The organism is Methylomonas sp. PHL2-19 (assembly GCF_059331595.1).
Map to the genome: position 1 here is coordinate 1,334,598 of NZ_CP196839.1, position 17,511 is coordinate 1,352,108.

22 protein-coding genes are annotated in these 17,511 nt (G+C 54.4%); 15 read left to right on the plus strand and 7 right to left on the minus strand.

Annotation, left to right across the window (positions count from 1 at the left end; genetic code table 11):
* Positions 1 to 91 precede the first annotated feature (91 nt).
* The 3 genes from ACR02O_RS06390 to ACR02O_RS06400 all read right to left on the minus strand — a co-directional run bounded on the left by ACR02O_RS06390 (position 92) and on the right by ACR02O_RS06400 (position 2,281).
* The gene (locus tag ACR02O_RS06390; protein ID WP_101054189.1) at positions 92 to 718 is read right to left on the minus strand and encodes a PEP-CTERM sorting domain-containing protein; all 627 of its coding nucleotides are present in this window, start codon (positions 716 to 718) and stop codon (positions 92 to 94) included.
* A 264-nt stretch (positions 719 to 982) separates the two neighbouring features.
* Positions 983 to 1,279, minus strand: coding sequence for a hypothetical protein (locus tag ACR02O_RS06395; protein WP_133120716.1), 297 nt, complete (start codon positions 1,277 to 1,279; stop codon positions 983 to 985).
* A gap of 24 nt (positions 1,280 to 1,303) precedes the next feature.
* On the minus strand, positions 1,304 to 2,281 hold the full coding sequence (locus ACR02O_RS06400) for an SGNH/GDSL hydrolase family protein (RefSeq protein WP_101054184.1): 978 nt from the start codon (positions 2,279 to 2,281) through the stop codon (positions 1,304 to 1,306).
* 34 nt (positions 2,282 to 2,315) lie between these two features.
* On the opposite strand from ACR02O_RS06400, the gene ACR02O_RS06405 reads away from it, so the two are divergent.
* The 13 genes from ACR02O_RS06405 to ACR02O_RS06465 all read left to right on the plus strand — a co-directional run bounded on the left by ACR02O_RS06405 (position 2,316) and on the right by ACR02O_RS06465 (position 10,201).
* The gene (locus ACR02O_RS06405; RefSeq protein WP_133120715.1) at positions 2,316 to 2,537 is read left to right on the plus strand and encodes a hypothetical protein; all 222 of its coding nucleotides are present in this window, start codon (positions 2,316 to 2,318) and stop codon (positions 2,535 to 2,537) included.
* 206 nt (positions 2,538 to 2,743) lie between these two features.
* Positions 2,744 to 3,865 carry a homocitrate synthase gene (gene nifV, locus ACR02O_RS06410; protein ID WP_101054177.1) on the plus strand — a complete coding sequence of 374 codons (1,122 nt, stop codon included), beginning with the start codon at positions 2,744 to 2,746 and terminating at the stop codon, positions 3,863 to 3,865.
* 11 nt (positions 3,866 to 3,876) lie between these two features.
* Positions 3,877 to 4,044 carry a hypothetical protein gene (locus ACR02O_RS06415; protein ID WP_165385990.1) on the plus strand — a complete coding sequence of 56 codons (168 nt, stop codon included), beginning with the start codon at positions 3,877 to 3,879 and terminating at the stop codon, positions 4,042 to 4,044.
* Positions 4,041 to 4,817, plus strand: a complete 777-nt coding sequence (gene cysE / locus ACR02O_RS06420) for a serine O-acetyltransferase (RefSeq protein ID WP_033159093.1) — start codon at positions 4,041 to 4,043, stop codon at positions 4,815 to 4,817. The genes ACR02O_RS06415 and cysE overlap by 4 nt, the downstream gene beginning before the upstream one ends.
* Positions 4,817 to 5,356, plus strand: coding sequence for a hypothetical protein (locus ACR02O_RS06425; protein WP_084153507.1), 540 nt, complete (start codon positions 4,817 to 4,819; stop codon positions 5,354 to 5,356). The genes cysE and ACR02O_RS06425 overlap by 1 nt, the downstream gene beginning before the upstream one ends.
* A gap of 74 nt (positions 5,357 to 5,430) precedes the next feature.
* A complete protein-coding gene (locus tag ACR02O_RS06430; protein ID WP_256438917.1) occupies positions 5,431 to 5,553 on the plus strand; it encodes a hypothetical protein in 123 nt (40 codons plus the stop codon).
* A gap of 5 nt (positions 5,554 to 5,558) precedes the next feature.
* Positions 5,559 to 5,873, plus strand: a complete 315-nt coding sequence (gene nifW / locus ACR02O_RS06435; protein ID WP_494523019.1) for a nitrogenase-stabilizing/protective protein NifW — start codon at positions 5,559 to 5,561, stop codon at positions 5,871 to 5,873.
* Positions 5,870 to 6,346 (plus strand): nitrogen fixation protein NifZ, encoded by a 477-nt coding sequence (locus ACR02O_RS06440; protein ID WP_033159092.1) that lies wholly within the window; start codon positions 5,870 to 5,872, stop codon positions 6,344 to 6,346. The genes nifW and ACR02O_RS06440 overlap by 4 nt, the downstream gene beginning before the upstream one ends.
* Positions 6,346 to 7,200, plus strand: coding sequence for a nitrogen fixation protein NifM (gene nifM, locus ACR02O_RS06445; RefSeq protein ID WP_101054174.1), 855 nt, complete (start codon positions 6,346 to 6,348; stop codon positions 7,198 to 7,200). The genes ACR02O_RS06440 and nifM overlap by 1 nt, the downstream gene beginning before the upstream one ends.
* A gap of 1 nt (position 7,201) precedes the next feature.
* Complete coding sequence (gene clpX, locus ACR02O_RS06450; protein WP_494523020.1) at positions 7,202 to 8,503, plus strand: ATP-dependent Clp protease ATP-binding subunit ClpX; 1,302 nt, start codon at positions 7,202 to 7,204, stop codon at positions 8,501 to 8,503.
* A 74-nt stretch (positions 8,504 to 8,577) separates the two neighbouring features.
* On the plus strand, positions 8,578 to 9,195 hold the full coding sequence (gene grxD, locus ACR02O_RS06455) for a Grx4 family monothiol glutaredoxin (protein ID WP_494523021.1): 618 nt from the start codon (positions 8,578 to 8,580) through the stop codon (positions 9,193 to 9,195).
* 24 nt (positions 9,196 to 9,219) lie between these two features.
* Positions 9,220 to 9,750, plus strand: a complete 531-nt coding sequence (locus tag ACR02O_RS06460; protein ID WP_020483339.1) for a flavodoxin — start codon at positions 9,220 to 9,222, stop codon at positions 9,748 to 9,750.
* A gap of 10 nt (positions 9,751 to 9,760) precedes the next feature.
* Positions 9,761 to 10,201, plus strand: a complete 441-nt coding sequence (locus ACR02O_RS06465) for a SoxR reducing system RseC family protein (protein WP_101054168.1) — start codon at positions 9,761 to 9,763, stop codon at positions 10,199 to 10,201.
* Positions 10,202 to 10,258: 57 nt separating this feature from the next.
* On the opposite strand, the gene ACR02O_RS06470 is transcribed toward ACR02O_RS06465, so the two are convergent.
* The 4 genes from ACR02O_RS06470 to ACR02O_RS06485 all read right to left on the minus strand — a co-directional run bounded on the left by ACR02O_RS06470 (position 10,259) and on the right by ACR02O_RS06485 (position 15,318).
* Positions 10,259 to 11,188 carry a 2OG-Fe(II) oxygenase gene (locus ACR02O_RS06470; protein ID WP_494523022.1) on the minus strand — a complete coding sequence of 310 codons (930 nt, stop codon included), beginning with the start codon at positions 11,186 to 11,188 and terminating at the stop codon, positions 10,259 to 10,261.
* A gap of 132 nt (positions 11,189 to 11,320) precedes the next feature.
* Positions 11,321 to 12,631, minus strand: coding sequence for a hemolysin family protein (locus ACR02O_RS06475; protein WP_494523023.1), 1,311 nt, complete (start codon positions 12,629 to 12,631; stop codon positions 11,321 to 11,323).
* Positions 12,632 to 12,720: 89 nt separating this feature from the next.
* Positions 12,721 to 13,518, minus strand: a complete 798-nt coding sequence (locus ACR02O_RS06480; RefSeq protein ID WP_494523024.1) for a transglutaminase domain-containing protein — start codon at positions 13,516 to 13,518, stop codon at positions 12,721 to 12,723.
* Positions 13,519 to 13,617: 99 nt separating this feature from the next.
* On the minus strand, positions 13,618 to 15,318 hold the full coding sequence (locus tag ACR02O_RS06485) for a glycoside hydrolase family 17 protein (RefSeq protein WP_494523025.1): 1,701 nt from the start codon (positions 15,316 to 15,318) through the stop codon (positions 13,618 to 13,620).
* A gap of 332 nt (positions 15,319 to 15,650) precedes the next feature.
* Between ACR02O_RS06485 and ACR02O_RS06490 the strand changes: the two genes are divergently transcribed.
* Together ACR02O_RS06490 and ACR02O_RS06495 are read left to right on the plus strand one after the other, a co-directional pair.
* The gene (locus ACR02O_RS06490; RefSeq protein ID WP_494523026.1) at positions 15,651 to 16,169 is read left to right on the plus strand and encodes a sigma-70 family RNA polymerase sigma factor; all 519 of its coding nucleotides are present in this window, start codon (positions 15,651 to 15,653) and stop codon (positions 16,167 to 16,169) included.
* A 137-nt stretch (positions 16,170 to 16,306) separates the two neighbouring features.
* Entirely contained in the window at positions 16,307 to 17,455 is a 1,149-nt protein-coding gene (locus ACR02O_RS06495; RefSeq protein WP_494523027.1) for a FecR family protein, read from the plus strand.
* Positions 17,456 to 17,511 lie beyond the last annotated feature (56 nt).

Sequence of the window (17,511 nt, forward strand, 5' to 3'; positions counted from 1 at the left end):
GAGGGCACCAATGTCGGCTTAAGTCTCTATCACAGAACCAAAAAAGGCGGTTGTTCAACCGCCTTTTCTGTATTTTGGCAGAGCAGTTCGCTCAAACCTTTCTGGTTTTTCGGTTAAGGCCCAAACCAACCAACGCACTGCCGAAAAGCCATACCGCACCGGGTACAGGCACAGCGGCGACATTGAAGTTGATATTGTTAATACCGTTGTCCCAATCGGTGCCCAGGATAATTCTGATCGAATGAGCAGTAACGCCAGGAGTGAAAGTATGAGGTGCGTCGCCGGGTACTGCATAAGGTGCATAATCGACAAAAATGTTGGTAGGGTTGGTACCATCAACCACTCTCAAGTCGCTCGCATTGCGAGTGAAATTTCCCGGCCCTGGATACGCAGCAACGTCGAAGCTTTCCAAGGTGACGCCCTGATTTGGATTGATTGCCGTCAGCGTAATGCTCAAAAGCAGACCCGATGTATGAGCAAACGCCGCTGAGTTTAAAGTGGCATAACCGGCATTCCACAATAGAACATCGTTATAAGCCGTTGTGCCATTAAGGTTTAGACTGGAATACGATACCGCCACGTCGGCGGTAGAACCGTAACCTGCCGGAACCGGGTCGTAATTATTAAACGGCTGTAGCGCATCGAAGTTAATCGTCGCGGCTTGTGCGTTGAATGCGGCGGTAATCAGTATTAACGGATAAAGCTTTTTGGATAACATCGGCGACCCCTTCAAACGGCGTAAAAATACGCCTATCAATTGACAGAAACTCAAGAACAGTAGGCGCTGTTCCTGATTTCGAGATTAAAAGCAAAATACGTTCCATTTTATATGTTGTTTGTTTTTGCCAATAACTTCAATAGGTTGAGTTAGCAGGTATTGAGCGGTATTAGGATAATGCCATTTAAAACGTTGAGTGATGTAAAAAATGCCGACATCGGTAGTGCGCAAGCGCAGACATCAAATTCGATATACCTTAGTCTGTTAGAGGATGTTTCGCGCAACCGCAGCAGCCAGGCCAGCCTTTTTACTGCTGCCAACCCAGCCGGCAAATCCGGAAACAAACAACCAAATACCTGCCGGAATCGGTACGGCCGCCGGTGCGGCTACGTCAAAGGCGATCTCGCCAATTTCCGAAACCAGATAGGCTTCGTAATAAGAGTTGATTTGTAAGCGCGCATAGCGCGCTGCGCTGTCAATCAAGTCGAACACCGCACAAGCAACCGGGTGATACCGGCCCGAATCCAACAGCGGCAAAGCAGGTGAAAACAGCCGAGGCACTCGCCGCTTTCACCGAGCAATGACTTAAGCCGGACGGCGTTTGGCGAAAAGCAACCCCATCAGCCCACTAACCAAGAATACGATGGAACCAGGCAGCGGCACTTGGCTGACTACGGCGCCGGCAAAAAGCGCATGCACTTGCGTAGTGGGATGGAAATCGTCCCAAAATACCCGGCTGGCCGGGTCGGAACAAACGTCCGGTAAGCTGACGCAGGCTTCCGTGCTATTGGTAAAGCCGTAAGCCGTTGGATTTTGGACTACAGCGGTAAAAAAGTTATACGCATCGAATTCCACTATTTGAGTATTGGGCGACAACAAGGACAGTGCGTCGAGTCGGTTGGTTAGTTCCTGGTTGAATGTCAATGAATAATCCTGTGCCGCCACTATCACGTTTGCCGGCAGAGATTGCGCGAATGGGGTGATGCTCAAGTCTGGCAAGTTCGGCACCACGATATGTTGTGCGCCAAAGCCGATTAGCGCGCCGACATAGTTGGCAATATTTGTTGCTGCTGACGTCGCGGAGTTACCCGTCAAAAAGTCGTTGGCCCCACCCCAGACAAAAAACAGTGAATCCGGGGTTACCGCCGCAGTGAATTGCGCTGAAAACAAACCGAATTGTTGCGCCATACCTGGGGCAAGTAATGCGCCTTGGCTGGTTTGGCTGCCGCCATCGCCTTCATTGCCTATTCCCGTCGTCGAACCGGCTACCGCGAAATTAAAAAAATTGCCGGCATTAGCTCCCCCGGAAAGCACGGAGTTGGCTATATATTCCGCGGCTGTCGGGCCGTTGCTGATGCGGCCTTGGTAGTAAGGTGGGCAGGGATGGTCGGAATCGCATTGTCCGCCCAGGTTATAGGCGCTTAGTACCGAGGAGGTGCTGGCTCCGCTATCGGAGAGGCTGTCGCCAAATACGAATAAATTTGAAAAAGGTGTCGCACCCACTTGGCTGCTTGCTAGGAGCGACGCGAAAAATAGTGCAATTGAATAAGGCTTTTTTGTCATGTTTGTCTCCAGTAGTGATCTGTCAATTGGTGAGATGAAAGCGTTCTATATAAACAACAGTATTGCCGAAGCGCCTATTGTCAGCATGCGGCGGCAAGATCCGGATGCCGGCGGAATAGTGCGGATCGAGACATCGGGAGCGGTCTCAATCGACGCAACCGAGTTGAGACCCTATCAGCCTAACTCAGGCGGGACATTCTCGGCAACTGCTAACAGTTTGCCGGCGGTGCCGATTTTTTTGACGCTCACAGCCTAGTTTGCAGTCACGATGATAAATTGTCGTGTTTGCGACAATTCGTCTTGCACTCCCGAGCTTGTCTTGTCGCCATCCTGCCAATACCTTCGCTCAATCCATGATTCTTCAAGCTTTTTCAGTTGGCAAGTCTTTTGCATTAGTCCTATCGAAGGCGTTATTCACGCTCTGGTTTTCAAATCTTTAACTTTGCGACTCAAGGTTTAGCCATGAACAGCAACTCCGACATCATTATCGACGACACCACGCTCCGCGACGGCGAGCAGTCGGCCGGCGTGGTGTTCTCGTTGGAGGAAAAGTTGGCGATTGCCAAGCAGTTGTCCGCGCTGGGTGTGCCGGAGTTGGAGATTGGTATCCCGGCCATGGGTGTACAGGAACGCGACGAAATCAAAGCCATTGCTCAATTGAAATTGCCTAGCAATTTATTGGTATGGTCCAGGATGCGTGAAGAAGATTTGCAACACTGCCTGGGCTTGGGCGTCGGTACCGTGGATTTATCGATTTCCGCCTCCGATCAACATATCCAACATAAACTGAAACAAAGCCGGGCTTGGGTGTTGGCTACCATTGAGCGCTGTGTGAAAACCGCGGTCGATGCCGGCATGCGGGTTTGCGTGGGGGCCGAAGATGCGTCTCGCGCCGACAGCGACTTTCTGGCGCAAATGGCCGAGGCTGCGCAAAGCGCCGGCGCGATAAGAGTTCGCTTTGCCGATACGGTCGGCATCATGGAACCGTTCGGCGTATTTGAAGCAATTCGCAAGCTGCGCGCCGTCACCGACATGGACATCGAAATGCACGCCCACGACGATCTGGGCTTGGCCACCGCCAATACTCTGGCCGCCGCATATGCCGGCGCGACTCACGTCAATACCACCGTCAACGGTTTGGGCGAACGGGCCGGCAATGCCGCTTTGGAAGAAGTGGTGGTGGGGTTGAAGCAGTTGTACGGATTCGAAACCGGAGTGGACTTGCGCAACTTCCCCGCTTTGTCCCGTCAAGTGGCGACCGCTTCTGGCGACACGATAGGCAGCCGCAAAAGCTTGATAGGCCGCGATGTGTTTAGCCACGAAGCCGGTATCCACGTCGACGGTTTGCTGAAAGATCCCAACAATTATCAAGGCGTCGACCCTGCCTTGGTCGGGCGCAGCCACCAACTGGTATTGGGCAAACATTCCGGCAGTCAAGGCGTGATGCATGCCTACAAGCAATTGGGTATCCAAATTAACCGCTGGCAGGCCGGCCGCCTGCTGCCGCTGATTCGCGAGTTTGTCAGTTTGCATAAACGCGCACCGCAATCGACCGATTTGAATCAATTTTTACACAGCCTATAGCGAGGTGTCAGATGAGTAGCAATCGTCAAAAACCAGCCGTGCCCAGCACCGCCAAAGTCGACGTACCACAGCAAACTGCGGCGCAGCACGAACTGCCTGATGACCGTTACCCCGGTTCGTTCTTCCGGGTGCCTGGCGTGCCGATGCCCGGCAAAACCACCTGGAGCTTGGCAAAATGATGTTTTTGTCGCCGTCGCGTCCCAGCGTTGCATCAGGACTCTGGCAAGACTGGCGCGACGATGTGGCTTGCGTGTTTGCCCGGGATCCGGCAGCACGCGGCTTACCGGAAGTATTGTTGGCTTACCCCGGCGTGCATGCGGTGTTGCTGCACCGAGTCACCCATCGCTTGTGGCACGCCGATTGGAAATTGACGGCGCGCTTGTTGGCGGCTTTTGCCCGCTGGCTGACCAACGTCGATATTCACCCCGGTGCCACCATTGGCAAACGCTTTTTTATCGATCACGGCGCCGGCGTAGTGATCGGCGAAACCGCTGAGATCGGCAACGACGTGACGATGTATCACGGTGTGACGTTGGGTGGCACTACCTGGAACAAGGAAAAACGCCATCCGACGCTAGGCAATAACGTGTTGATCGGTGCGGGTGCCAAGATCCTCGGCGCGATCAATCTGGGCGATAACGTGCGCGTCGGTGCCAACTCGGTGGTGATCAAAGACGTGCCACCTTGCTGCACCGTCATCGGTATTCCCGGCCGGATTATCCAGCAGAAAGGCATAAAAATTCAGGATCCACGCGGTATCGATCTGGACCACCATTTGGTTCCGGACCCGGTGGGCAAAGCCTTGAGTTGTTTGGTGGAACGTCTGGACGAGTTAGAAAGCAATCAAAAACGCTTTGTAGTCGCGGAAGAAACTTGCGGCAGCTGCGAAGCGGAAGGTGTCTGCCACGGCGAAGACGTGGTGGTACTGAAGCAAGCAGCAGGTGGCAAGTGATGGAAATGGATCTGTTGCAATTCGACGCCAAGGACTTGTACTACGAGAAAGCCGACAGCCAGGAAGTGGAGGACTTGATCCAATACGCTTCCGAACTGTACGCCACCGGTGAAGCGGAGCTGCCGTTATTACAGGCGTATTTGCGGGCACCGGAATCCTTGAATGTGCTGGTGTCTTTGAATCGGTTTTATTACTACCAGCATCGTTTACCGGAGGCCTTATTGATCTCCGAGCGGGCCTTGAACTTGATCCGGCCCGGCATCGATTTTCCGGAAGATTGGCGGCAGCTGGAAAGAACGCATATCAGCGAGGCGCCAAAGGACTTGCTGACTCGGATCAGGCTATATCTGTTTACGTTGAAATCCATCGGCTTCTTGAATATGCGCTTGGAAAATCTGGAACTGAGCAAGGCGATTTTCGAAAAGTTGGTGTCCTTGGATGACAAAGACAGGATAGGCGCGCAGGGGCTTTTGGAGCTGGTTGTGCGTCGGCAAGAGGCGGCGGAAGGGATTTTTCGCATGCCGCAAGCTTTCGGGTAGGCATCGCCCAACAATTGGATGCCCGCGATAAGTGATGTTTGTTGTTCCGCGCTATTAACCTAAAGGTGATCGCCATGATGAAAAAACAAAAATCCGATCCATTTTTGGCCCAAACAGCTGTGATGCTGGTGGTTTTATTAGTGGTGTACGCATTGGGAGAACAACCTGCCAATCTCGATCACCTGATGATGAGGTAATGACGATGAGTTTAGAAGAAGATATGGAAGAGCTGGAAGCTGCGGAAGACTTTCTGCGCTATTTCGAGCTGGAATACGATACCACCGTCGTCCACGTCAACCGGCTGCATATCCTGCAGCGCTTCCACAATTATCTGAGCCAAGCCGGCGATAACATGCCGGAAGACGAAGATGCGCAACGGGAAGTCTACAAAAAGCTGTTGCAGCGTGCTTATGGCGACTTCGTGGACTCCGACGCACAGACCGAAAAAGTATTTAAGGTCTTTAAGATGATGGAACCGCAAACCGTGTTTGTTTCCCTAGCGGATATTAAAACATGATAGACGAACGTTACGACGAAGAGCGCTTCGAATTCGGCGAACGGGTCAGGCTGACGCGCAACGTTCGCAACGATGGCACCTATCCGGGTATGGATGTCGGTGACTTTTTACTGCGCCGGGGCAGTGTCGGCAATGTCATCGAAGTCGGCACCTTTCTGCAAGACCAAGTGATTTACACCGTGCATTTTTTGGATGCGGGACGCATGGTAGGCTGCCGGGCCGAAGAATTGATCCCGGCCGATGCACCCTGGAATCCAAGCCGCTTCGAGTTTCGCGACCAGGTGGTGTGTACGATAGACATCCCCACCCAGGACGGTAATTACCCCGCCGGCACCCAAGGCGAAATCCTGAAAGTGTTGCGCGACAGCGATCCCTTGCTCTACCACGTGCGTTTTCCGGGTAAAACCATGCAGGTGCCGGAAAGTGTATTGGAGCCGGCGGATCCGGCCACCTTCAAAGAACCGGAGGCATAATGATGAGCCAGACGTCGATAGAGCCTTACACCCTGTTGCGCGCCGCCTTGAGCCTGTTCCAGAAAGCGCCGGCCGAATTGGAGCAACTGCAACTGCGCCAGGTGGAAGTGCAAGCCAAAAACGAATATGAAATCGAAGGACGGGTATTGAACTCGGCGGAAGCCACCGGTGTGGTGATTTCCGACACCGAATTGGATAGAGCCTTTAAGGAAGTGCGGGGCCGCTTTGAAGATGAAGACGCCTTTTTAGCGGCATTGAACGCCAACAGCCTGGATGTCGATATGCTGAAAGCGGCTCTGTATCGGCAGTGCAAAGTCGATGCGGTGATGGATAGAGTGGCCGCCCGCGCACCCAAGGTTAACGAGGTGGAAATCGGCATTTTCTACCACTCGCACCCGGAAAAGTTTCATAAACCCGAGACGCGCCAGGCCAGACATATCTTGATCAGTATCAATCCGGATTATCCGGACAATACCCGCGAGGCGGCGTGGCGGCGGATTAACGAGATTCTCGGCACCTTGAAACGCAAGCCGCATAAATTTGCCGATTTGGCGTTGAAGCATTCGGAATGTCCGACGGCAGTGCAGGGCGGCGAAGTGGGCACAGTGGCCAAAGGCACCTTGTTTCCGGAACTGGATGCGGTATTGTTTAATTTGAAAGAAGACGCCATCAGTGATGTGGTGGAAACCGAGATGGGTTTTCATGTGATTCAATGCCTGAAAATCATCCCGGCCGAAACCATGTCGCTGAAAAAAGCGACACCGAAGATTCAGCAGATCATGCAGGATCGTTACCGCAGAAATTGCCAGCGCACGTGGCTGGCCAGTCTGCCCGCAGTTAACAGGAGTGCCTAACATGTTAAAAGAACCCAAACATTGTTCGTTTTGCGGTATCGAAGCGTCGGCGGCCGTGCCGATGATTGCCGGCACGGAAGGCTACATCTGCGAAGCCTGCGTGATGTTGGCCAGCCAGGTGGTATCCAGCTGGGGCAAGAAGAAAGAATTAGCCGATATGCAAGGCCCCTTGCCCAAGCCCGCCGAGATGAAAGCCATGCTCGATCAGTATGTGATCGGCCAGGATTTGGCTAAGGAAATTCTGTCGGTCGCGGTATACAACCACTACAAGCGCTTGAAAAACGTCAGTCGTAAAGTCGGCGGTTTGGGCGAGTCCGATGACAGCGTGGAAATCGGTAAATCCAATATTCTGATGATAGGCCCTTCCGGTACCGGCAAAACCTTGCTGGCTAGCACGCTGGCGAAAATCGTCGGTGTGCCGTTTGCGGTCGCTGATGCCACCACGTTGACCCAGGCCGGTTATGTTGGCGACGACGTGGAAAATATCCTGGTGCGCTTGCTGGATGTGGCCGACGGCCAGATCAGCAAAGCCGAATGGGGTATGGTGTATATCGACGAAGTGGACAAGATTGCCCGCAGCCCGGAACAGGCGTTCGGTACCCGCGATGTGTCCGGCGAAGGCGTGCAGCAAGCCTTGTTGCGGCTGGTCGAGGGCTCGCATGTCAAGGTTCCTTCCAAGGGCCGGCGCAAGGATCACAGCGGTAATGATTCGGTCATGGTGGATACCAGCAATATTCTGTTCATAGCCGGCGGCGCATTTCCGGGTCTGGAAAAACACGTGGAAAAACGCTTGCTGCCGCCGAAAACCGCTATCGGTTTTCATGCCGAAGTCAGCAACCCGGACGACAAACCGACGCTGGAAGCGATGTTGAATGCCACACAGCCGGACGATTTGAAACGCTTCGGCTTGATCCCGGAATTTATCGGCCGCTTCCCCGTGTTGGCGCCGTTAGAGCCCTTGGATGTGGATGCCTTGATCCAAGTCTTGACCGAACCGAAGAACGCTTTGGTTAAACAATACCAACATCTGTTTGCCTTCGATGATGTGGAGCTGGAATTCACCCAGGATGCCTTGGTGGAAATCGCCGAAAAAGCCATCGCCCGCAACACCGGCGCCCGCGGTTTGCGCGGCATCATGGAGCACGTTTTGCGCCGCACCATGTTCGATTTACCTTCCAGGCCTGACGTCGAGCGCTGCATTGTGAATGCCGAGGTGATACGCGGCGAAGCGGAAATTGAAGTGGTGCCGCGTGACAAACCCACAGACGGTGACGGTTTGAAACGCTTGTCGGGCGGAGAGTGAATTTGGCGGCCGGGCTGCACAAGCTGAAGCCCGGTCGTTGCATTGAAAAGTTTTAGTTAATCGAGAAACCTACTATGAGCGTTAAAGAAAAAATCTTGCAACAACTTGCCGAAAATCCGGTGATTATTTACATGAAAGGCGTGCCTAGCGCTCCGGAATGCGGGTTTTCCGCGAAGACTGTCGGCATCTTGAACGAAACCAAGATCCCTTACGCTTATGTCAACGTCTTGCAATCGCCGTTCATCCGCGAAAAGCTGCCGTCCATTTCCAAATGGCCCACTTTCCCGCAAGTGTTCATCAAAGGTGAACTGATCGGTGGCGCCGACATTGTCGAGGCCATGTACAAGGAGGGGACTTTGTTGCCGCTGTTGCAAGCGACCGTTCAGCCCGCCGAGAGTGCGGATGTCAGTCAAACCATTACCCATTCCGAAGTGGAAGCCTTGATTCTGGCGGCCTATCCGGGGGCGACCATCGGCATCGAAGGCGCCGGTTGCGATTTGAACATCACCGTGGTCAGCGAATTGTTCGCCGATCAACCCATGATCAAACAACATCAAGGCGTCATGGCTACATTGAGTGCGCCGCTGGCTTCCGGCCGTTTGCATGCCGTCACGCTAAAGACACATACGCCTGAAGCTTGGGCCGCTCAGCAACCGGCGGCAAATCCGGGCTTACTGCAAATTCAAATCTGATCTAGTTAACAAGGAGACAACACTATGGCAAAAGTAGGCATTTTTTTCGGTACCGATACCGGCAACACACGCAAAGTAGCCAAGACCATTGCGACGAAATTGGGCGATGCGGCCGACAAGCCGGTCAATATCAATAAAGCCTCCGTGGACGATTTGTTGGCCTACGACGTCTTGATCGTCGGTTCGCCGACTTACGGCGAGGGCGAACTGCCTGGCATGAGCGCCGGACACGATAACGAGAGCTGGGAAGAATTTCTGCCCACGTTGGCGGGCGCCGATTTCTCCGGCAAAACCGTGGCGATCTACGGTTTGGGCGACCAGGAAGGTTATCCCGGCAATTTCGTCGATGCCTTGGGTTTTTTATATGACGCCTTTGCCGACGCCGGTGCCACTATCGTCGGAATGACCAGCAGCGAAGGTTACACTTTTAAAAAATCCAAAGCCTTGCTGGGCGACCAATTTGTCGGTTTGGCCTTGGACGAAGACAACCAGAAAGAACTGAGCGAAGGCCGGCTCAGCGCTTGGCTGGATTCAATTTCCTCCGCCTGGGCTTGATAGGCTAGCTATGATCGAAGAAGCGGCCGTCGTTACCCGCGTTAGCGATGGCCGTACCTGGATCAAAAGTCTGCAAAGCAATGCCTGTAGCGGCTGTTTGCAACAACAATCCTGCGGCACGGCGACACTGGCGAAAGTGCTCCCCAAGCGCGAATTTCCAGTCGATTGCGACATAAACCTGCAAGCTGGCGACCATGTGATGGTGGCGATAGACGATGGTCAACTGCTGCTCACGTCGCTGTTACTCTATCTGGTGCCGTTGATTTTTATGCTGATCGGGGTGGGCTTGGCCGAAGCCTGGCTACCCGCTCCGTATAACACGGGTTACTTGCCCGAAGTGGCGTTAAGCACATTGCTGACCGGCTTTTGGTTGATAAACCGCTGTCAAAATCTGCTACTGCTCCATCTTTGTTTTAAGCCGCAAATCGTCAAGAAGCTGGGTAGCGATTGAGTTTTCGCTGGTTGACGCACTGGTTGTGTAAAGTCAGTCCGCTTCCGTTTGCTTGCGCTACGCCGGCAGACAAAGCTGCCATGTCGGTTTCAGGCGTGTAAATATTTCGATGCCTGCAAGTTGGCAGCGCAACATATTCCAACGGGCCAAATCAAATGAGTCCCGATACAAACACGCCACCCAATCCGCTAGCAACACGGCGGCATAGGTTTCTCGATTGTTGCTGTCGCAGGCGGTAAGGCCGGCGCTGTGTTGGTAGCCGGTGATAATGCTAGCCGCATCGTAGCCCCAGCGATGCAACGCCAGCGCCGCCAGGCCGGCATGAAAGGTCGTCTCCTCGGGCAGATGCGATTCCGCCGCCGAGGCCACCGCATTGAGTGTCGCCGGCAGCTCGGAAAAATGCATGTCGGCAAACAAGGTTTGCACGTGCGCGGCAAGCTCTGGAGTATTTGCCGCATGCCAGAAATTGAAAACCAGGCTTTGCCGTGGCTGAATAGCCTCCGTAACGCCATGGTATGAATCGGCATGCAGCAAAAAGCCAAAGGCTTTGTTGTATTCCGGATTGACACGAAAAACCGCGTCACTCTCCGGTGATGCGAATAACTCCAGCACCCCGCCATGCTCGGGTTGCCATTGCTTATTCAGTTGCACAACCAGCCGGGCAATCTCATAACCCACCAGCGGCCGGTCGCTGTGTCTGCCAATCACTTGTCCAGGCAGCATGCGTTGCGCCGTGACTAACAGACGATTCGTCAGCGGCAATCCGGTAATCTCGCGCATTCTAATGAGTACTTCGGTTTGAAATGCCGCTGGAATGTGCTCGGTAACGTCTCTAAGCGAGCACCGGTAAAACGCCCCATCCCGATGCTGCCACTCGGCATCCAGCAAAAATAAACGCTCAAGCGCCGCGCACTGCTCCCTAGAAAATGCGGAATTGTCGTAAAAAAACGGGAACGGGCTATCGTGGTGGATGGGCTGTGAGAGCAACAGCTAAGCTCCTATTAGAATCAAATTGAGAGGTAGCAATACAACTACAACTGATCATTCCCGCGATTACGCTTCGCTAATCGCGGCTACAAGGGGTGGCTGAGTCGCTAGCTACACTGTGATCTTTTTACATTATTGCTTCGGATAAACCTGTACCCACTCGATGCGCGGGCCGTTCATTTCCTTGACGACGATTTCAAAGTCGTTAAAGGCGATGCGCTCGCCGGCTTCGGGGATGTCGCGCAATTGCGCCAGAATCATGCCGCCCACCGAATCGACATCATCCAGATCCAGTTCTTCGTTTTCCACGTCGATGCCCAGAATCCGTTCCAGGGAGAAAATCGGCAAGCTGCCTTTGCCCAGCAAACTGCCGTCGTCCTGACGGGTCCAGTCGCTTTCGGTTTTCCGAAATTCGTCGCGAATTTCACCGACCATGGCCGACAGCAAATTGTCCAAGGTGATAAAGCCGTGTGGCTTGTGGCCTTTCTGACCGATGACGGCAAAGTGCGGTGAGCCTTGGGTAAAGCGGCGGAATAATTCCAGCGCCGGCATATGCGCGGAGATGTGTTGAATCGGCCGTAAATAGGGTTCCAAATCGTCGATTTGCTGGCCGTGTTGTTGCGCCAAAAATAAGTCCTTCAAATGAATCACGCCCAAGACGTCGATGCCGTTGCCATCGAAATACGGGTAGCGGCTGAAGCAACTGTTGTAAACCGTATCCAACATTTCTTGCTGAGATTGCCCTTGATACAGCGCGGTGATTTCGTGGATAGGCCGCATTAAATCCGACACTTCCAGCTTGCCGAAATCCAGAGCCTTGGCCAGCACATTGCATTCGTCGCTGGTCAGGTTTTCACCGGCCCGGCTGGAGCGCAAAATCAGTTTCAATTCGTCGTTGGAATAGTGGCTGTCTTGATTGTGGCTGTTGCTCAAGCCGGCTATGCGCAACACCAGATTGGCGCTGCCGTTCAACAACCAAATCGCCGGATACATCAACCAATACATCGCATACAGCGGTCCGGCGCTCCATAAACCTATGCCTTCCGGATTGCGGATCGCCAGCGATTTGGGCGCTTGTTCGCCCACCACGATATGCAGAAAGGAGATGGTGCAAAACGCAAAGCCAAACGAGATATTGTGGATGATTTCCGGAGAGGTGATGTCGGCTTTGGCAAACAGCGGGACTAACAGGTCGGCGAAAGCCGGTTCGCCGATCCAGCCCAAACCCAGGGAGGCGAGGGTAATGCCGAGCTGGCAAGCGGATAAGTAGGCATCGAGCTGTCTGTGTACTTTGGCAAGTATCCTGCCTCGCCAACCTTCGGTTTGTTCAATGGCTTTAATCCGGGTTTGCCGCAATTTAACTAAACTGAACTCGACTGCGACAAAGAAGCCGTTGAGACATACCAGCAGCAAGGCGCAGGCGACCAGGACAAGATTACTCATAGATAAAGCATTGATTACAGCGGAAGCAGCATTATACCGGTAATCCGGGTCTTTGCTTGTTACGTGATGTTGCTAAACTCAGACCGCGCTTATTCGGGCGGGCCGAGAAGGCGTTCAACATTGGCGGCCATATGCGTTGGATATAGCGCCGGGCCGAATTGGGTAAAGATTGCCACATCCGCCGCATCGTGGCCGTAAGCGACGATGACCCGGCCGCCGCAAGGCTCGGCTTGGGTGGGATCGAAGGTGTACCAGCGCCCATCCACATAAGCCTCGAACCAGGCGTGAAAATCCATGGGCTGCAAACCGTATAAATAACCGACCACCATTCGCGCCGGAATGCATAACGCCCGGCACAGGGCGATGCCCAAATGCGCCAGTTCGCGGCAGACGCCTTCGCCGGCCAGATTGGTTTCAACCGCCGAGAGCTGGAAATGCGGCGAATCCGGATTGAAGCGGATATTCTCGCGCAGCCAGCGGTGCACGGTGGCGACTTGGTCATAGCCGGGGATGGCATCAGCGACGATGTCCTGGGCCAATTCGATAAACCGGTCGGATTCGCAATAGCGGGTGGGCGTCAAATAGGTCAGCACACTATCTGGCAAATGTTGCACTTCGGTAAACGGTGCGCCGGGGCAGACGTCGATATGCTCATGGGTGTGAATATCGGCGCTGGTGCGCACGGCAAACTCGCCGGGTGGGGCAATCAGGCGCTGGCAGAGATTCCCGTAGTAGTCGGTAAACTCGAAGACCGGCACCGTCGGTGTCAAGGTATACGACTCCCGCGCCACCCATTGATTTGCGCCGCTACGCGGCCGCAGCATCAAGATAAAAGGGGTGTCGATGCTGACATCGAAGGTTATTTCGCAACTCGTGCGCAGCCACATATGAGGGTCCTGGTGTTGATTATCGAAAAATCAGCGTTGATGGCAAGCGCAGCCCGTTAGATGCCGATACCAGCCGCTTGAGCCACTTGGTCTTGCAGGTTAAATCTTGGCTTTGCCTGAGCGGAGAGGCCAGAACGGGATCGACAATACCAGTATACACAGCAACCACGCGACGAGCTGCTGATTGTAAAACGTATACCCCAGCGCGACCGGCAAACCTTCACTAAAGCCGGGATGCGCTTGGATGAAATCGTAGGCCGCCATAAACTCGTGGGTCTCGCCGATCACTACCGCCAAGGTGCCGGCGCTTAAAAAATAGGCCAGCAAGCGGTCGCGTGGCGTTTGCGAATCCCCGCCGGATAGGCTGTCAAAGCGCAGCATCTGCCGGTAAAAGCGCCGCTGGGCCAGGCATAGGCACACGATCAAACCGCAGACGCCGAGGGCCGGAATCGCGAATTGTTCGACGGGAAAGCTTAGATACCGACCGTTGAACGCCAGGCTGTAAGTTTTGTACAGCGCTAAAATCCCGAAAAATAGATAGGTATTTCTCAAACGATGGGCCAGGGTCGGCGCTACGGATTGCTCGGCTAAAATCGCATAACTGCGTTGCAGCAGCAAAGCGCTCAACACGCCGTTGGCGGCGATAATCAAGAGGGTGTAAGCCTGTTGCCAGAGGCTATAGCTGGTAAACCACGCAAAACTTGCCAGCGTGACCAGACAAACGCTAAATACTTGGGTCAGCGTCAAAAACACAATCTGGCGCGGCCAAGGCAAATGGGCCAATTTTTTAAAGTAGGCCGCAACCATTACCAGCCACAAACCCGTCGCCCAGGCAAAATGCCCTAGCCAGTCCGGATTTTCGTAAACCGGGCCGGTCAGCGGAAACACTGGTTCGCGGTCGATAGTCAGCAAGCCCCAGTTGGCGCCGACCACGCCTTCGTTATGGCTTTTCCAGGGTTGGTTAAATGCTTCGACGATGTTGTAGTCCAAACCGTGCCGGTTGACGACCTCGATCAGGCTGCGGATGAAGCGGGTTTCGTTGACCACGCTGGGCACGGCTTGGCCGCGCTGGCGGCCGGCGGCCGGCCAGCCGGATTCGCCGATTAGAATCGGCTTGTTCAGGCCCATGCTGTGGGCTTTGGCTTCGATTTGTTGGACGATTTTCTCCACATGTCCGGCCGCCTCCTCAATCGCCACCGGCTCGTCTTCCCAATAGGGCAGAATGTGTACGGTAATAAAGTCGACTTCCTGCATCAGCTGCGGATATTTCAAGTAGATAGACCAGACATCGGCATACGACACCGGCTGTTTCACCGCCTGTTTAACCTGGCGGATATAGCCGATCAGCGTGTCTACATCCATGTCTTTACGCAGCAGCACTTCGTTACCGACCAGCACTCGTTTGATTACGTCCGGATGGGCGTTCACCGCTGCGATTAGCGCGGTGATTTCCTTTTTATTGCTGGCATGTCCATCGCCCAGCCAGCCGCCTTGAATCATTTCCACCCCGTGTTTACGGGCAAATTCGGGCGTCGGCTGCATGCCGCCGAGGATGGAATAGGTACGGATGGTATGGGTTTTATCGGCAATCAAGCCCAGGTCGGCGTCGATATGCTCGGGCAACGGAAACTTTTCTTCAATTGGGCTAAACCCCTCTCGATAAGGAGCAAACGACAAACTGCGCAATTTACCCGAAGGTACATCGACACCGGCGTCCTGGGGACGATTCAGGCTCCAGGCGATAGCGCCGTGAACGGCAAGGATGAACATGAGGCAGAACAACAGGTGGGTGGTGCGCATGACTGGGGGATGGTTAAGCTGAGTGAATAAATATGTGGGATTGCCGGGATTATACAGTCTTGGCGCGCGCTAAAAATCAAAGTCGCTGAGTCTGGCGGCGATTCTCGATAAAACTATGTTATCTGCCGGTTATGCCGCAGGTTATTTGCCGCATTCGCGGGCGGCCTGCCACTATGGAGCAAAGCAGGGCAGGACGCCGGGCGAGGCTTGCCGGCAATATTCGCCTTTGGTTCGATAATTGCAAACGCTCTGACGCAGCTATGCGATAAGGTTTTGGTGGGGTGCCGGCCGGCTGCTGTTTTTGATTGAAGCTTTGGATATTTCCGATACGCATGAGTGCACAGCCATTGACCGATATTTCCGCGTTCTGGACCGAGTCCTTGGCCGATGAGTTATTGCGCTTTTTAACCGGGCGCTTGAAATGCCCGGACATTGCCGCCGAATTAACCCATGACACCTATCTGGGCTTACGGCAAATCGCCGAGAAAACGCCGCCGGATAATGCGCGGGCCATGGCGTTTCGGATTGCGATCAATCTGACCATCGATCATCAGCGCAAAACCATGGTCAGGGACCGTTACGGTGCCGACGAAGATATTGATGCGCTGGTTGATACCCTTCCGGGTAACGCCGCGCCGCCGGAACAGGTGTTGATAGGTCAACAACGTCTGGCCGCGTTGCAGCATGCGCTGGGCGAGTTGCCGCAAGCCTGCCGCACTGTGTTTTTACTGCATGGGGTCGATGGCCTGACCTATACCCAAATCGCCGAACGTTTGGGGATTTCCAAGTCCCAGGTCAATAAGCTGCTGGCCCAAGCCATGGCGCATTGCGCCCGGCAACTGGCCGATTAAACAGCAACCCCGCATTATTTTTCCGCAACCCACTTCATCCCGATGCCGTTGACTGCCGCCGCTTGCCTTACTTGGTATGATCGCTTTCGCGCCTCGCACGTCTTTATCAATAACAGCCTTGCATAATGGGAGATTGCATGCCAGCGCCGTCCGATAAATCCGCTCACACCAGTCTGCAAGATCAGGCCATCGCCTGGTTGATTTGTCTGCGCGACGACAGATTGAGCGATGCGGAACTCGAAGCCTTCGCCGATTGGTTGAGCCGCGACCCCTTGCATGCTCAGGCATTTACCGAGGCTGAGGCTTTGTTCAGCGATATGGTGCTGGCAGGCAGTTTGTCCAGTGCGAGCGAATCGCTGCAACCCGCGTCTCGACACGCTGCGGAAAAAAATGCTGCCGCTGACCAGATTATTGACCCGGCCCTATCTATCAGAAGGATTCCGTGTCAGCCGAGCTCTTCGACGTTCAGGCAGATGCCCCCTCCGACAGGCTCAGGGCGAACGGTATTCAAGAGCCAGGCCGATAAACCAGCCAGCCGCCGGCCGTTGGCCAGGCCGCGCCGGCCCTGGTTTGCGGCCGGGCTGGCCGTCGCGGCGATGTGGCTGTTGGCGATTAGTCTGATCATGCCGCAACAAGCGCGCTTATTTAGCGATTATTTCAGCGACTACCGCACGCAAACCGGTGAAATTCGCGAGATTCAACTCAGCGACGGCAGCCGTTTGCTGCTGAACACCAATAGCGCGGTTTCGGTAGCGTTCACCGCCGCGGCCAGACGTATCGTCTTGCACCACGGCCAGGTGCAATTTACGGTGGCAAAGGATAGCAGGCGGCCTTTCGACGTAGTGGCCGACGATTTGACGGTCCGCGCCTTGGGCACGGTGTTTGAGGTGTATAAAACCGCGACCGGGCCTACCGAGGTGAGCGTCCAGGAGCATGCCGTAGCGGTCAGTACGGCGGGTCAGGACAGTGACGTTACCGTCGCCCAGGGGCAGGGCTTGGTCTATCAACCCGGACTGCCGCTGCCGCATCCGCGCGCCGTGGGCGCGGAACAGTCCGCTTGGCGGCAGCATCGCCTAGTGATCAACGATAGACCTTTAGCCGACTTGATCAGCGAGTTGGAGCGCTATCGATTGGGACGGATATTTCTGGCGGATGCCGCACTTAAAAATCTGCGGGTAACCGGGGTGTTTTCTCTGGATGCGCCAGATGAGGCACTGTCCTCGGTGCGTAAAGCGCTGGCGTTGCAAGAAACCCGTATCGGTCCCTGGGTGTTACTGCATCGCTGATTTTTTGGGTGCTGTAAGCCACTCCGGGCAGCGCGCGCATGTCCAAAACGGTTTGG

Coding starts and splice junctions, on each gene's coding strand:
- ACR02O_RS06415 (WP_165385990.1), top strand. CDS start 3,877: ATGAGTAGCAATCGTCAAAAACCAGCCGTGCCCAGCACCGCCAAAGTC.
- cysE (WP_033159093.1), top strand. CDS start 4,041: ATGATGTTTTTGTCGCCGTCGCGTCCCAGCGTTGCATCAGGACTCTGG.
- ACR02O_RS06400 (WP_101054184.1), bottom strand. CDS start 2,281: ATGACAAAAAAGCCTTATTCAATTGCACTATTTTTCGCGTCGCTCCTA.
- ACR02O_RS06430 (WP_256438917.1), top strand. CDS start 5,431: ATGATGAAAAAACAAAAATCCGATCCATTTTTGGCCCAAACAGCTGTG.
- ACR02O_RS06485 (WP_494523025.1), bottom strand. CDS start 15,318: ATGCGCACCACCCACCTGTTGTTCTGCCTCATGTTCATCCTTGCCGTT.
- nifV (WP_101054177.1), top strand. CDS start 2,744: ATGAACAGCAACTCCGACATCATTATCGACGACACCACGCTCCGCGAC.
- nifM (WP_101054174.1), top strand. CDS start 6,346: ATGATGAGCCAGACGTCGATAGAGCCTTACACCCTGTTGCGCGCCGCC.
- ACR02O_RS06495 (WP_494523027.1), top strand. CDS start 16,307: ATGCCAGCGCCGTCCGATAAATCCGCTCACACCAGTCTGCAAGATCAG.
- clpX (WP_494523020.1), top strand. CDS start 7,202: ATGTTAAAAGAACCCAAACATTGTTCGTTTTGCGGTATCGAAGCGTCG.
- grxD (WP_494523021.1), top strand. CDS start 8,578: ATGAGCGTTAAAGAAAAAATCTTGCAACAACTTGCCGAAAATCCGGTG.
- ACR02O_RS06390 (WP_101054189.1), bottom strand. CDS start 718: ATGTTATCCAAAAAGCTTTATCCGTTAATACTGATTACCGCCGCATTC.
- ACR02O_RS06465 (WP_101054168.1), top strand. CDS start 9,761: ATGATCGAAGAAGCGGCCGTCGTTACCCGCGTTAGCGATGGCCGTACC.
- ACR02O_RS06425 (WP_084153507.1), top strand. CDS start 4,817: ATGGAAATGGATCTGTTGCAATTCGACGCCAAGGACTTGTACTACGAG.
- ACR02O_RS06405 (WP_133120715.1), top strand. CDS start 2,316: ATGAAAGCGTTCTATATAAACAACAGTATTGCCGAAGCGCCTATTGTC.
- ACR02O_RS06490 (WP_494523026.1), top strand. CDS start 15,651: ATGAGTGCACAGCCATTGACCGATATTTCCGCGTTCTGGACCGAGTCC.
- ACR02O_RS06480 (WP_494523024.1), bottom strand. CDS start 13,518: ATGTGGCTGCGCACGAGTTGCGAAATAACCTTCGATGTCAGCATCGAC.
- nifW (WP_494523019.1), top strand. CDS start 5,559: ATGAGTTTAGAAGAAGATATGGAAGAGCTGGAAGCTGCGGAAGACTTT.
- ACR02O_RS06475 (WP_494523023.1), bottom strand. CDS start 12,631: ATGAGTAATCTTGTCCTGGTCGCCTGCGCCTTGCTGCTGGTATGTCTC.
- ACR02O_RS06440 (WP_033159092.1), top strand. CDS start 5,870: ATGATAGACGAACGTTACGACGAAGAGCGCTTCGAATTCGGCGAACGG.
- ACR02O_RS06460 (WP_020483339.1), top strand. CDS start 9,220: ATGGCAAAAGTAGGCATTTTTTTCGGTACCGATACCGGCAACACACGC.